Consider the following 14,399-nt stretch of genomic DNA (forward strand, 5'->3'; position numbering starts at 1 on the left):
TTCCATTGTGAAGGAGTTTTTTTTGTACCTTATCTTCTCTAAGAGCTAATAGTCATGAAAGAAACCCTAACTTTCGACTTTTGTGATATAACGATTTATGATAATTATCTCGTTACGGTCATAAAAGAAGGTGAAAATATCTTACCGGAATACAATACTATTTTGGTTGAGGTAACAGATACTTATTTTTCAAACAAACCATTTGTATATATCTCTCATAGAATCAACTCCTATTCCATAGATCCAAAAATTTATTTTGAAGCAGCTAAAATAAATAGCTTGAAAGGGTTTGCTGTAGTAACCAACAATTACCAAGCAAAAATAAATGCACAAATAGAGCAAATGTTTTTTGCTAAACCTTTTGAAATCTTTACAGATTTAGATAGTGCCATTGAATGGGCAAATGAGGTAGTGAAAAAAAGCAAATAGACTTTTTTACATTAATGTTTTTCTACACCATAATTGTTAAGGAATAGTTCCTCTACTTCAATGTCAACATCTTTCAAAAATTGGATAGAAGCTTCAATGTCATCGTGCAGTACTTCATCCTCTTTTATAAACGGAACTGCTTTTCTATAGTGTTCTAAAAACGACTCGAGCAAAGGAGAGGTTTTTAGTGGTCTTCTAAACTCTAATGCCTGAGAAGCATTCATAAGTTCTATAGCAATGACACGTTCCACATTTCTAATTAAGTTATAAGCTTGCGTCGCTGCATTTGCTCCCATACTTACATGATCTTCTTGTCCATTACTGGAAACAATACTGTCTATACTTGCAGGAGTGGCTAACTGTTTATTAGCACTAACAATACTTGCTGCAGTGTACTGCGGTATCATAAACCCTGAATTTAATCCTGGGTTATCTACCAAAAACGCAGGCAAGCCTCGTAATCCAGATACTAACTGAAATATCCTTCTTTCTGAAATATTACCAATTTCTGCCATGGCAATTTTTAAATAGTCCAGTGCTAACGCCAATGGCTGTCCATGAAAGTTACCACCTGAAATAATCAAATCTTCTTCATGAAAAATATTAGGATTATCTGTAACCGAATTTATCTCAGTTAGCATCACTTTTTCAACAAAATCTAAAGTATCTTTTGTAGCTCCATGCACTTGAGGAATACAACGAAACGAATATGGATCTTGCACATGCTCCTTCTCTCTTTCAATAAGTTCACTACCCTTTAATAGTTCATTAAAACGTTTCGCAACTTTTCTTTGCCCTGGATGTGGTCTTACATCGTGTACCAAATCATGGAATGGGTCTATTCTTCCATCAAAAGCATCTAGTGAGATTGATGCAATAATATCTGCTAAATAAGATGTTTTATGAGACATCAACAACAAATAAACACCATAGGCACTCATAAACTGTGTACCGTTTAATAATGCCAATCCTTCTTTTGCTTCCAATTTTATAGGTTGCCAGCCAAACTTTTCTAAAAGCTCAGATGCTTCATAATCTCTACCTTCGTGAACTACTTTGCCCTTTCCCAATAAGGGTAAAGCTAAATGCGCTAATGGTGCTAAATCACCAGAAGCTCCCAGCGATCCTTGCGTAAAAACATAAGGAAAAATATCGTTGTTAAAAAAGTCTATTAACCTGTTTACAGTATCTAATTGCACTCCACTATGACCATAACTCAATGACTGAATTTTTAACAACAGCATTACTTTTACAATAGACTCTGGCACACGATCTCCTGTTCCACAAGCGTGAGACATGACTAAATTTTCCTGAAGTTTAGTTAAATCCTTATCTGATATTTTTACGTTGTAAAGCGAGCCAAAACCTGTATTTATGCCATACATTGGATTTTTGTTGTTGGCTAACTTTTCATCTAAATAAGTCTTACAGGCTTTTATCCTTTCAATAGAAGCATCTGAAAGTTTTAATTTTTTATCTTCTTTAAAAATATTATATATCGTAACAATGTCTAAAGCGTCCGAAGAAATGATATGATAATTGTTGTCCATAAATTAGAAATATAGTGCCTCAAAATTGGGAATATTTTTTCACTTTACAAGGTTTTGTTAATAATTACTTCTTACTTGAATTTCATCTTACTAATGTCTATTTTTGATTTCGAACAAAACATTAGTTATGAAAAAATTATTTATCCTTTGCATAGCAGCAACCATGTTTGCGTGTAAACAAGATCCTAAGATAGATTATGCTTTATTTTCTGGTAAAATTGAAAACCCAACAGATAAAACTGTTATTGTATTTGATGGAAGAGAAAAAGTAAAAGAGATGGTTTTAAGTGAAAATGGCACTTTTGCTGATACGCTTAAAATTGAATCTGGCTACTACACATTAAGACATGGGAAAGAAAGTTCAACGATATATCTTGATCCAGAGAATGATATTGATATGACATTGAATACCAAATCGTTTGATGAAACCTTAAAATATTCAGGAAAAGGATCTGAAAACAATAATTACTTAGCTGCCAAATTCTTAGCAGATGAAAAATCTAACATCGATTACGCCAAAACTTTTGCTTTGGATGAAGCGGATTTTTTAAAAGCTGTTAATGATATAAAAAACTCAAAGCAAGAGTTACTTAATAACGCTAAAAATATAAGTGACCAATTTAGAGCTTTAGAGCAAAAAAATACAGAATACGAATACTTAGCAAATCTTCAAAATTATAAGTCTTATCACCATTATTATGCTAAAAAGGCTATGTACAAACCTTCTGAAGATTTTAATAAAATTATTAATAATGTAGATTATAACAATGCAGAAGACTATGCAATTCTTGGTAGTTATAAAAGATTAGCACTTAGTCATTATTCAAATAAAATTGGTGATAGTGATAATCCTAAAGAAGTTTTTGAGGATATTAACCAAAACACTTTTCCTGCTCTAAAAGACGATCTTGCTAAAAAAATGATATATGAAATATCACCAAACAATGAACATAACGAAGCTTATTATAATGGTTTAATGGCATTGTCTTCAGACGAGGATTTTAAAAATCAATTGACTACAAAATTTAATACCGTAAACAAATTGTCTAAAGGAAAGCCATCTCCAAAATTTACAGACTACGAAAACCATAAAGGTGGTACAACATCATTAGATGATTTAATGGGCAAATATGTGTACATAGATGTTTGGGCAACTTGGTGTGGTCCATGTATAAGAGAAATACCTTCATTAAAAGAAGTTGAAAAACAATTTCACAATAAAAACATAGAGTTTGTAAGTGTTTCTATTGATAATGATGCTGCACATGATAAATGGGTAACTATGGTAAAAGAAAAAGAATTAGGTGGCATACAGCTTATTGCGGATAATGATTGGAACTCAAAATTTGTTAAGGATTACGCTATACAAGGAATCCCAAGGTTTATCCTTATTGATCCGGAAGGCAAAATTGTTAATGCAGATGCACCGAGACCATCTGACCCAAAATTGGTCGAACTTTTTATTGAACTAAAGATTTAATTTCTACAATTCTATTTAAAGCCTTCTTTTTTGAAGGCTTTTTTTATTTTAGCTTAAATTAAGATTGTTTACTTTTGAACCCTAAAAAATTTACTTATGAAAAGATTATTAGCCCTTTCCATTACATTTTTAATTGTTGCATGTAAAGGAGAACCTAAAGATTATGCTACGCTTTCAGGAAAAATTGAAAATGCAGCCGACAATAAAACCTTCAAGATTTTTAAAGGTAAAGCGTATGAAAAAATAATTGAACTCAATGAAGATGGCTCTTTTAAAGACACCTTAAAGGTTGAAGAAGGCGATTATACATTTCAGATTGGTCAACAATATGGCCAGATTTATTTAAAAAATGATAATGAAATGTCTCTAAATGCCAATTTCGATTCTTTAGCAAAAACTATAGTTTTTAAAGGTGATGGTGCAGATATCAACAATTTTTCTGTTCAATCTTTCTTAATTGCAAATGAGCATTTTACGCGAAATCTGGTTGCAAGTGGTGATCAAGAAGATTTTGATAATGCCATAAATAATTACAAAGAAGCTTACCAAGACCTAAAGAAAAAATATAAAGACGTAGATTCTACACACTTGGCTATAATAGACAAGAATGTGGAAAACACAGAAAAGCAGATAAAAGCATTTATGGCTAAAAAACTTGGTGCACAATCCCTAAACCCAAAAGGTTCAGTATCTCCTAAATTTGTAGATTATGAAAATTTTGCTGGTGGAAACACATCACTTGATGATTTAAAAGGTAAATATACTTACATAGATGTTTGGGCAACATGGTGCGGTCCATGCATTAGAGAAATTCCATCTTTAAAAAAGATTGAAAAGCAATTTGAAGGTAAAAACATTCAGTTTGTTAGTATATCTGTAGATGAAGGTAGAGGTTATAAAGGTGATGCTGCTGCAGCTTATGAAGGCTGGAAAAAAATGATAAAAGAAAAAGATTTAGGTGGAATTCAGTTATTAGCAGATAACGGGTTTAGATCTGATTTTATTCAAAAGTATGGAATTAACAGTATTCCTAGGTTTATATTAATAGATCCAGATGGAAATGTTGTTAATGCAAATGCACCTAGACCTTCAAATCCTGAATTGGAAAAATTATTGATTAGTTTAGGTATTTAGTACATTATTAAAATAAAAAAAAGCCTTCATTTCTGAAGGCTTTTTTTATTTCTCATTTTGTCGTTCTTGCTCTTGTTCTTGTTCTTGTTCTTGAGCGTTAGGCTGTTCTGGTTGCTTAAACAAATCTATGTAAGCTTCACCTATAGTTGCAATGATATGACTTGCTATTAGACTTTGATAACCATAATCTTCAAGTGAGATGTCAGCTGATTTACCGTGCAAATACACAGCAAAAATTGTAGCTGCTAAAGGTTCATAACCTTGGGCAATTAAACCAGAAATCATTCCTGTTAACACATCTCCACTACCAGCAGTTGCCATGCCTGGATTTCCTGTGGTATTAATATACATTTTGTCCTTATAAACAGTAATGGAATGTGCTCCTTTAATAAGTACGATAACATTATATTTTGTAGAGAATGCTTTTACTTTATTGAGTTTTTCAAAATCGTCAGACCATTTTCCTACTAGCCGCTCAAGTTCTTTTGGGTGCGGTGTTAATATGGTTAGTTCTGGCAATAGCTTTAATAAGGCTTTCTTTTTTGAAAGTAGATTTAATCCATCTGCATCTATAACTAATGGTGTTTTGTTTTGCTTTAAAAACTCTTCAAATGTTTTAGCTGTTTCATCATCAGTTCCCAATCCTACTCCAACACCTATTACTGTAGGCGATATATCAAAATTAATTTTTGATATATGTGTTTCATTTTCATCAGAAATTATCATCACTTCTGGTAATGCTGCTTGCATACTATGGTATCCGCATTTTGGTATATATGCAGTAACCAATCCTGCACCAGAACTCAATGCTGCGCTACTAGCCAGGTTTACTGATCCTATTTTTCCGTAGCTACCTCCTAAAATCAACACATGACCAAAATCACCTTTATGAGCAAATTTGTGTCTTGGTTTATATAATGGTAAAACTTCGAATTTTGAAATTAACTCTACTTCTGTCTCTGTCTGCATTAAATAATCTCTATCAATGCCAATATCCAACACTTCCCACTGTACAGAATACTTAGCTGTTTCTGGCAAAAAGAACACTAGTTTTGGTGATTGAAAACTCAGCGTATAACCTGCATGAACCACAGCATTCTCATCCTCAACGGCTTTATCTGTGTACAATCCAGAAGGTATATCAATAGAAAGTGTAAAAGCCTTTGATGCTCTCCATCGTTGAAATAACTCTTGCACCCAAGCATTTGGCGGACGATTTAAACCTATTCCAAAAACAGCATCTACAATAATATCCTTTTCATCTATAACCACATCAGAAAAATCACCACTACAACTTAGCATTATTGGCCATTCCTTTGTGACACTTTTAATCCGGTCATAGTTGATTAAGAAGTCTTTTGTACGCTTATCGCTGCAGTTAACAATATAGGTAATTACATTATAGCCATGCGTTATTAAATGCCTAGCCAATACCAAACCATCTCCTCCATTGTTACCAATGCCACAAAACACATGAATAGGCACTTGAGCACCTTGCATACGCATGTGTATCCAATTAAAAATTTGGGTTCCTGCACGCTCCATTAAATCTGTTGAGGATATATTCTGACGTTCTGTAGTTAATTTATCGCCTTCGTAAATCTGTTCTTTTGAAAATAGCTTCATGTGAATAATTTAAAACCTGATGTAAATCAATGGTTAAGTTTCATTTTTATTAAAAAGATTGACCGCTTTTTTACCAATTCCCTAAAAAGGAGAGATTAGTTTTTTTATTGTTGTAAAAATAATACATTTGACATGTAATGAAGAAAAAAATAAACATATCAGCAAATACATTTACACATACAATGCGTATGTCTATGTCTATGTTTATCATTGCAACTATTATTACCCTTTGGGGTAATTTCTAATATGCACTCCGTCCCTTTTTGTCTATACAGACATTTTTTTACCCATAAAAATATACAATATGAAAGTTCTCAAGTTTGGTGGAACATCAGTAGGTTCAGCCGAAAATATAAATAAAGTTATTTCAATTTTAGAACAGCAATCTAAAAATTCCAACATTGCTGTTGTCGTTTCTGCAGTTGGTGGTATTACAGACAAATTATTAGAAGCCGCTAATTTAGCTTGCGATAAAAACAAAGATTACATTGATAAATACAATGCTATTTGGTCTAAACACAATTCGGTTATTGAAGGTTTATTTTTAAACCCGAATAAAGACAAAACCATTCAAAAATCTCAAGATGAATTACAAGATTTAATTTCAATAAAATTAAACGAACTAAGAAATCTTTTAGACGGCATTTACCTTATTAATGAGTTATCACCAAAAACCAAGGACAAACTTTTGAGCTTCGGTGAAGGATTATCATCAACCATTATTTACCATACGCTTAAATCTAGAAACTTAGATGCAACTTTAAAAAACTCACAAGAGCTTATTATTACGGACTTAAACTTTAATAATGCCGCTGTGAATTTTGACATTACCGACTCAAATATTCAATCTTTTTTTAAATCAAATTCTAACTCCATAGTCTTACTACCTGGTTTTGTTTCAAAATCTGTAAGTGGTGAAATAACGACTTTAGGTCGTGGAGGCTCAGATTATACTGCTGCTATAATTGCAGCTGCATTGGATGCTAGCGAATTACAAATTTGGACAGACGTTAGTGGCATGTTTACTACAAATCCAAAATTAGTAAAACAAGCGGCTCCTATTATAGAACTATCATATCAAGAAGCTGTAGAATTATCGCACTTTGGAGCAAAAGTTTTGTATCCTCCAACGGTTATGCCTGTACTTAAAAAACGAATTCCAATCGTTATAAAAAACACTATGGATCCAGAGGCAGTGGGTACAACAATTACTGAAGACATAAAACCTAACGGAAGTTCACCAGTTAAAGGTATTAGCAACATAGATAATATTGCATTACTAACGTTACAAGGTAATGGCATGGTTGGTGTGCCTGGTTTCAGTAAGCGATTATTTGAAACGCTTGCGCAAGAAAAAATAAATATCATATTAATTACTCAATCTTCTTCAGAACATTCTATTTGTTTTGGAATTTCAGATAGTGATGCACAACGTGCTAAAGAGGTTATTGATATTGTTTTTGAATATGAGATTGCACTTCAAAAAATAGATCCTATCGTTGTAGAAACTGATTTATCAATCATTGCTGTAATTGGTGATAAAATGAAAAGTCATCAAGGTATAAGCGGTAAAATGTTTAGTACACTTGGTAGAAACAATGTAAATATCAGAGCTATTGCACAAGGAGCATCTGAGCGAAATATTTCTGCAGTAATCCATAAGAACGATGTAAAAAAAGCTTTAAACAGCTTGCACGAGCAGTTTTTTGAAATAAAAACCAAACAAATCAACCTATTTATTACTGGAGTTGGTAATGTAGGTGAACGTCTTATAGAACAAATAAAACAACAGAAAGCCTACGTAAAGGAAAACTTTAAAATCAATTTAAGAATTGCCGGATTATCTAACTCTCGACACATGATTGTAAATGACGAAGGCATCAACTTAAAAGATTGGAAAGAACAACTTGAAAATGGTGAAAAAGCAAGTTTAGAGGGCTTCTTTGAACATGCAAAAAATTTGAACTTAAGAAATTCAGTCTTTGTAGATATTACCGCAAATGAGGCCGTATCAAAAATCTATGGAGAATATCTTAAACAGAGTATTTCGGTTGTTGCTTGTAATAAAATTGCATGTTCTGGTAATATTGAATATTATAATGAATTAAAGTCGCTCTCAAGAAAATATAATGCTTCATTCTTATTTGAAACCAATGTTGGCGCAGGTTTACCAGTTATTGACACTTTAAGTCATTTAATAACTTCAGGTGATAAAGTAAACACAATACAAGCTGTATTATCTGGAAGTCTTAATTTTATATTCAATAATTTTAATTCTGAAACCACCTTCTATGATGTGGTAAAACAAGCACAAGAAGAAGGTTATACAGAACCAGACCCTAGAATAGATTTAAGTGGAATCGATGTCGCTAGAAAAGTTTTAATTTTAGCTAGAGAAAGTGGTCATTCTATTGAATTGTCTGATCTAGAAAGTGATAATTTCTTAACAGACGATGCTATGAATGCAGAGACTGTTGATGATTTCTTCAACACTTTAAAAACTGATGAAGCCTATTATCAAGGTTTGTACAAATCGGCACAAGAAAAGAATTGTCAGTTAAAGTTTGTTGCTGAGTTTAACAATGGTGAGGCTAAAGTTGGATTGAAAGAAATCCCAGAAGGGCACCCGTTTTACAATCTCAAAGGAAAAGATAATATTGTAATGTTTTATACACAGCGCTACCCTGAGCAACCAATGATTATTAAAGGTGCTGGAGCTGGTGCAGATGTTACTGCTTCTGGTTTGTTTGCAGATATTATTAGAATTGCTAATAACTAGATTAAAAAGTTATTGAGTAATTGAGTTATCGAGGGTTTGCTCCAAAATAACTCAATAACCTAATAACTTAACAATACAAATATGAAAGAAATTAAAATATTCTCTCCAGCAACAGTTGCCAACGTCGCTTGTGGGTTCGATGTACTCGGCTTCTGTTTAGATACTATTGGAGATGAAATGGTAATTAGAAAAACCGAGAAAAAAGGTATTACAATCACTAAAATAGAGGGTTACGATTTACCGTTTGAAGCCGAAAATAATGTGGCTGGTGTTTCTGCTTTAGCAATGTATAACGATTTGCAACCAGATTGCGGTTTTGAAATTGAAATTTACAAACACATAAAACCAGGAAGCGGTATTGGCAGTAGTTCTGCAAGTGCAGTAGGAAGTGTATTTGGAATAAATGAGTTACTCGGAAAACCATTAGATAAAACCAAATTAACATTTTACGCCATGAAAGGTGAAGCTTTGGCTAGTAAATGTGAACATGCCGATAATTTGGCACCTGCTATATTTGGTGGGTTTACTTTGGTGAAGTCTGTTAACCCATTATTGGTATTGGAATTACCTACTCCACTCGATTTATATGCAACGTTAATTCATCCACAAATTGAAGTTAAAACATCAGAAGCAAGAGCTATTTTACCAAAAGAAATTCCTTTATCAAACGCAATTACACAATGGGCAAATGTTGGAAGCCTTGTACATGCTTTACATACTTCCGATTACGATTTAATTAAGGAATCACTACACGATGTGGTTATAGAACCCTACCGCAAACAACTTATTCCACATTTTGATGAAGTTAAAAATTCGGTACTAGAAGTGGGCGCTTTAGGCTGTGCTATTTCTGGTTCTGGACCTTCTATTTTTGCCTTGAGTAAAGGTGAGACAACGGCAAAAGCAGTTCAATCAGCTATGCAAAATGTTTATTCAAAAACTGATATAAAGTTTGAAACTTATGTTTCGAAGATTAATGTACAAGGAATTAGAGTAATCTAAATTTTGACGGAAGTCAGAAATGACAGAAGACGGAAGACTTAAACTAACAAAGAATGAATAAATTTAAATTTGAAAAACTGGTTATTTGGCAAGATGCAATGGATTATGGTGAAATCATAAATAACGTTTCTATGTTATTTCCAGATAATGAAAAATTTAATTTAACCTCACAAATAATGAGAGCCGTAGATTCTATTGCCCTCAATATTTCTGAAGGATCTATTGGTCAATCTAACCCTGAACAAAGGAAATTTGTTGGTTATTCTATGCGTTCTTTAGCTGAAGTTGTAACTTGTTTATTTAAAGCTAATAGACGAAATTATATATCCGAAGAAACATTTAAAGAATTATACGATACTGCTTTTCATTTGATGAATAAAATGGCGGCATTCAAAAGAAATATTAAATAAAATTAACTTAAGGTTTCGGCTAACTGTCATCAGTTATCCGTCATCGGTCAAAAGATTATGAAATACTACTCTCTCAACAAAAAAGCTCCAAACACAACCTTCGAAGACGCAGTTGTAAGAGGTCTTGCACCAGATAAAGGCTTATACTTTCCTGAATCAATTACACCTTTAGATGCTTCTTTCTTTGAAACAATTGAAGATAAATCTAACACGGAAATTGCATATGAAGCCATTAAGCAATTCATCGTTCCAGAAATTCCTGAAGATGTTTTAAAAACCATCATTGAAGAAACTTTAAATTTCGATTTTCCAGTTGTTGACATCAATGAAAATATTTCAACTTTAGAGTTGTTTCACGGTCCTACAATGGCATTTAAAGATGTTGGAGCACGGTTTATGGCACGTTGTTTAGGTTATTTTAACAAAACGAACACTAATAATGTTACCGTTTTAGTAGCAACATCTGGTGATACAGGAGGTGCAGTTGCTAATGGATTTCTAGGTGTAAAGGGAGTAAACGTCGTTATTCTTTATCCTAGCGGAAAAGTAAGTGATATTCAAGAAAAACAATTGACAACTTTAGGCAAAAATATTACGGCTTTAGAGGTCGACGGTGTATTTGATGATTGTCAAGATATGGTAAAACGCGCCTTTATGGATGAAGCGTTGACTAGCAAAATGCAATTAACTTCAGCAAATTCTATAAACATTGCACGTTGGCTACCACAACTTTTCTACTATATGTTTGCCTACAAGCAATTAAAGTCTAAGCATAAAGACATTGCTTTTTCAGTGCCTAGTGGTAATTTTGGTAATATATGTGCTGGTATGGTAGCACAAAAATTAGGTCTACCTATAAAACATTTTATTGCAGCAAATAATGCTAATGATACGGTTGTCAATTATATGGCAACACAATCTTATAATCCTAAACCTTCCGTACAAACCATTAGTAATGCTATGGATGTTGGTAATCCTAGTAATTTTATACGCATACTAGAATTACACGATAATAACTTTGAAGCTTTACAAGCAAATTTATCATCCTATAGTTATACTGATGATGAAACTAAAGCAGCACTTTTAGAACTTTACAATGACTTCACCTATGTTGCAGATCCACATGGAGCGGTTGGATATTTGGGTGCTAAAGCTTATTTAGAAAACAATGATGCACATGTTGTCTTTTTAGAAACCGCTCATCCAACAAAATTTTTAGATATTGTTGAAGATGTTATAAGAGAAAATGTGGATTTACCACCACAAATTGAAGCGGTTATGGACAAAGAAAAAGTAGCTGTTGCCATTAGTTCATACGAAGAACTAAAAGACTTTTTGTTGAAGTAATTCTTCCTGATATTAATTTAAAATTAGCTTATTTACTTTTTAAAATTTCCCAATCTGTATGCTTAAGATATTATATTAACGCTCTAAATCTTATCTTTGTTTACCAACCAATTATCATTTGAGTACAAATCGTCTTTATTTTATTGATGTCGTAAGAGCATTTGCTATACTAATGATGCTTCAAGGGCATTTTATAGACACACTACTTGATGTGTCTTATAGAGACGAAAGCAACGTTTTTTTTAAGTGCTGGAAATATTTTAGAGGCATCACTGCACCTACCTTTTTCACCATTTCTGGTTTAATTTTTTCTTATTTATTAATTAAAGCAAAGCACTCTGGTAACACTCAACAACGTATTAAAAAAGGATTGTCGCGAGGCTTTATGCTTATTGGTATTGGTTATTTACTACGTGTACCATTATTTGAGTGGCTTTTTGGAAAGTTCAACACTTATTTTTTAGTCATTGATGTATTGCAATGTATTGGTTTATCCTTAATACTTATTGTAGTTATCTACAGGTTAACTTTAAAAAAGACCTTGATTTTTTCAATAGTAATGCTGCTACTAGGATTAATTATTTTTTTAACCGAACCCTTATATAGATATCTAGAATTAAAAAACGTGCCAACGGTATTTTCAAATTATTTAACCAAAGAAAACGGTTCAATATTTACCATAATACCTTGGTTTGGCTATGCCGCTTTTGGAGCTTTTATAGCCACGTTATTCTATCGTTATTTAGAACGTCCTAAATTTAAAACAGCAATAGTTTCTGGGCTCTTTATTACAGGTTTAGCCTTAATCTACAAGTCGTCCTGGGCTTTAATGAAATTGTATTACTTAACAGATTTTGAACTTTTAAAGGATGTAGCATTCTACAATTATCTATTTACACGACTTGGCAACGTCTTAATTATGTTCTCTTTATTTTACTTGTTAGAAAATTATATAAAGCAACCTTTAATCTTACGAATAGGACAAAAAACATTATCTATCTACATTATTCATTTTATCATTATTTGGGGAAGTTTTACAGGTATTGGCTTACACCAGCTTATAGGCAAAACACTTTTACCATGGCAAGCCGTAATTGGTGCTATGCTCTTTTTAACATTGGTATGTTTTATTGCCTTTTACTATGCTAAAACTAATGCCTTTGTATATTCTGGTATTACAAAAATAATAGACAAGATTAAAACATATACGCGCTAAGGTTTGCTACCATTATAATACTACAATAAAAAGGCTTCCTAAAATTTAGGAAGCCCTTTCTCTTTCATAGCAATTAAACAATTTTAACTTTAAAGATTTAATTACCTTTATAGCAAGACTAGCTTACTATACCATATCTACGAATTTTTTAAATAGTCGGTTTTATAAACATAAAAATTAATCATGGAAGAAGTTATCGCTAAATTTTATAATGCTTTTAATAATCTCGATGCAGAGACAATGGTATCCTGTTATCATGATGCTATTATTTTTGAAGATTCTGCGTTTGGTGTTTTAAGAGGCAACAGAGCTAAAGCAATGTGGATGATGCTATGTGAATCTCAAAAAGGAAAAGATTTTAAGGTTAGTCATAGTAATATTAAAGTTAATGATAAAGAGGGCTCAGTACATTGGGAAGCTTACTACACTTTTAGCAAAACGGGTCGTAAAGTGCATAATAAGATAGATGCTGAATTTAAGTTTAAAGATGGCTTGATAATCAACCATAAAGACAAATTCAATTTGCACGGTTGGGCTAAACAAGCTATGGGTTTAAAAGGTTTATTGTTTGGTGGTATGGGTTTTTTCCGTTCAAAATTAAATAGCCAAACCAATTACTTGCTAGATAAGTATATGAAAGAAAAAAAGCTATCTAGTTAGGACTAAGACAGCTTTTTTTAATATAGCAATGTTTCTTTTTAGGGACTTAATAGTTTACTTTATGTTTCATTGCATTATATAATAATCAAATCGTATGCCAAAAATTTGTGTTTTTATTACTTATTAAAGTTAGTAAACAACTTTCGTAAAAAGCAAGTCTGGTATGGCATTGGTAAAAAATCACGATGAAATGAAAAGGAAACAAAATATTATCGATTAACTGTAAGCTTTTACCTTACCTTCTACTCCCTTGTAGAAAGATTTCATAAACTCAAAATCTGATTCAATATCATCCGTTGGGTAAAATGGTTCTGATACGTTGTTCTGTTTATTCTTAAAGTCTAGAGTAAACATAATTATTGGCACATTGGCTTGTTTTGCAATAAAATAAAATCCTGTTTTCCATTGTTCTACTTTTTTTCGGGTGCCTTCTGGTGCAATTGCCAATCTAAACTCGTCTTCTTGTTCAAATAGTTTAGCTATATTTTCTACTTTATTTTGTCCAGAAGTTCTATCCAAAGCTCTTCCGCCAACAGCTCTAAAGTAATATCCAAAAGGCCAAGTGAACAGTTCCTTCTTTCCTACAAAACTGGTTTTAAGATTGACAACTTTTTTGAGTAAAATGGCAATATAGAAATCGTGCCAACTGGTATGAGGAACAGCTATGATTACAGCTTTCTTAATGGTATCTTTTGAAAAATTGGTGTTACCTACAACTTTCCAACCCAATAATTTAAAATAAATGAATTTTGATAGCCAACGCATC

The 14,399-nt window shown here is 32.4% G+C and carries 12 protein-coding genes; 9 read left to right on the top strand and 3 right to left on the bottom strand.

What is annotated here, in order from left to right; genetic code table 11:
* Positions 1 to 54: 54 nt before the first annotated feature.
* On the top strand, positions 55 to 429 hold the full coding sequence (locus tag ACFFGA_RS14670; RefSeq protein ID WP_386065123.1) for a hypothetical protein: 375 nt from the start codon (positions 55 to 57) through the stop codon (positions 427 to 429).
* 11 nt (positions 430 to 440) lie between these two features.
* Here the strand turns inward: ACFFGA_RS14670 and hutH are convergent, their stop codons facing one another.
* Positions 441 to 1,979: a histidine ammonia-lyase gene (gene hutH / locus ACFFGA_RS14675; protein WP_386065125.1), complete on the bottom strand. Its 1,539-nt coding sequence runs from the start codon at positions 1,977 to 1,979 to the stop codon at positions 441 to 443.
* A gap of 127 nt (positions 1,980 to 2,106) precedes the next feature.
* Between hutH and ACFFGA_RS14680 the strand changes: the two genes are divergently transcribed.
* Positions 2,107 to 3,459, top strand: coding sequence for a TlpA family protein disulfide reductase (locus ACFFGA_RS14680; RefSeq protein WP_386065127.1), 1,353 nt, complete (start codon positions 2,107 to 2,109; stop codon positions 3,457 to 3,459).
* Between the two features lie 96 nt (positions 3,460 to 3,555).
* Positions 3,556 to 4,593, top strand: a complete 1,038-nt coding sequence (locus ACFFGA_RS14685) for a TlpA family protein disulfide reductase (RefSeq protein ID WP_386065129.1) — start codon at positions 3,556 to 3,558, stop codon at positions 4,591 to 4,593.
* A 45-nt stretch (positions 4,594 to 4,638) separates the two neighbouring features.
* Here ACFFGA_RS14685 and ACFFGA_RS14690 read toward each other — a convergent pair whose 3' ends face one another.
* Positions 4,639 to 6,219, bottom strand: a complete 1,581-nt coding sequence (locus ACFFGA_RS14690; protein ID WP_386065131.1) for an NAD(P)H-hydrate dehydratase — start codon at positions 6,217 to 6,219, stop codon at positions 4,639 to 4,641.
* A gap of 304 nt (positions 6,220 to 6,523) precedes the next feature.
* Between ACFFGA_RS14690 and thrA the strand changes: the two genes are divergently transcribed.
* From thrA to ACFFGA_RS14720, 6 genes are all read left to right on the top strand, one after another.
* A complete protein-coding gene (gene thrA, locus ACFFGA_RS14695) occupies positions 6,524 to 8,998 on the top strand; it encodes a bifunctional aspartate kinase/homoserine dehydrogenase I (RefSeq protein WP_386065133.1) in 2,475 nt (824 codons plus the stop codon).
* A gap of 81 nt (positions 8,999 to 9,079) precedes the next feature.
* Entirely contained in the window at positions 9,080 to 10,000 is a 921-nt protein-coding gene (locus tag ACFFGA_RS14700) for a homoserine kinase (protein ID WP_386065135.1), read from the top strand.
* Between the two features lie 53 nt (positions 10,001 to 10,053).
* Positions 10,054 to 10,410 carry a four helix bundle protein gene (locus tag ACFFGA_RS14705; protein ID WP_386065137.1) on the top strand — a complete coding sequence of 119 codons (357 nt, stop codon included), beginning with the start codon at positions 10,054 to 10,056 and terminating at the stop codon, positions 10,408 to 10,410.
* A gap of 57 nt (positions 10,411 to 10,467) precedes the next feature.
* On the top strand, positions 10,468 to 11,757 hold the full coding sequence (gene thrC, locus ACFFGA_RS14710) for a threonine synthase (RefSeq protein ID WP_386065139.1): 1,290 nt from the start codon (positions 10,468 to 10,470) through the stop codon (positions 11,755 to 11,757).
* Between the two features lie 118 nt (positions 11,758 to 11,875).
* Positions 11,876 to 12,973: a heparan-alpha-glucosaminide N-acetyltransferase domain-containing protein gene (locus tag ACFFGA_RS14715; RefSeq protein ID WP_386065141.1), complete on the top strand. Its 1,098-nt coding sequence runs from the start codon at positions 11,876 to 11,878 to the stop codon at positions 12,971 to 12,973.
* A gap of 183 nt (positions 12,974 to 13,156) precedes the next feature.
* Positions 13,157 to 13,633, top strand: coding sequence for a nuclear transport factor 2 family protein (locus ACFFGA_RS14720; protein ID WP_386065143.1), 477 nt, complete (start codon positions 13,157 to 13,159; stop codon positions 13,631 to 13,633).
* A 216-nt stretch (positions 13,634 to 13,849) separates the two neighbouring features.
* On the opposite strand, the gene ACFFGA_RS14725 is transcribed toward ACFFGA_RS14720, so the two are convergent.
* Entirely contained in the window at positions 13,850 to 14,398 is a 549-nt protein-coding gene (locus ACFFGA_RS14725) for a 1-acyl-sn-glycerol-3-phosphate acyltransferase (protein ID WP_386065145.1), read from the bottom strand.
* Position 14,399: the final 1 nt, after the last annotated feature.

This window comes from Winogradskyella pulchriflava, from assembly GCF_042434315.1.
GTDB lineage: Bacteria > Bacteroidota > Bacteroidia > Flavobacteriales > Flavobacteriaceae > Winogradskyella > Winogradskyella pulchriflava.

Bases quoted from the DNA above. Each gene is read 5' to 3' on its own strand.
- ACFFGA_RS14690 (WP_386065131.1), bottom strand. From the start codon at position 6,219: ATGAAGCTATTTTCAAAAGAACAGATTTACGAAGGCGATAAATTAACT.
- ACFFGA_RS14705 (WP_386065137.1), top strand. From the start codon at position 10,054: ATGAATAAATTTAAATTTGAAAAACTGGTTATTTGGCAAGATGCAATG.
- ACFFGA_RS14700 (WP_386065135.1), top strand. From the start codon at position 9,080: ATGAAAGAAATTAAAATATTCTCTCCAGCAACAGTTGCCAACGTCGCT.
- ACFFGA_RS14725 (WP_386065145.1), bottom strand. From the start codon at position 14,398: ATGCGTTGGCTATCAAAATTCATTTATTTTAAATTATTGGGTTGGAAA.
- ACFFGA_RS14685 (WP_386065129.1), top strand. From the start codon at position 3,556: ATGAAAAGATTATTAGCCCTTTCCATTACATTTTTAATTGTTGCATGT.
- thrA (WP_386065133.1), top strand. From the start codon at position 6,524: ATGAAAGTTCTCAAGTTTGGTGGAACATCAGTAGGTTCAGCCGAAAAT.
- ACFFGA_RS14680 (WP_386065127.1), top strand. From the start codon at position 2,107: ATGAAAAAATTATTTATCCTTTGCATAGCAGCAACCATGTTTGCGTGT.
- hutH (WP_386065125.1), bottom strand. From the start codon at position 1,979: ATGGACAACAATTATCATATCATTTCTTCGGACGCTTTAGACATTGTT.
- ACFFGA_RS14670 (WP_386065123.1), top strand. From the start codon at position 55: ATGAAAGAAACCCTAACTTTCGACTTTTGTGATATAACGATTTATGAT.
- ACFFGA_RS14720 (WP_386065143.1), top strand. From the start codon at position 13,157: ATGGAAGAAGTTATCGCTAAATTTTATAATGCTTTTAATAATCTCGAT.
- thrC (WP_386065139.1), top strand. From the start codon at position 10,468: ATGAAATACTACTCTCTCAACAAAAAAGCTCCAAACACAACCTTCGAA.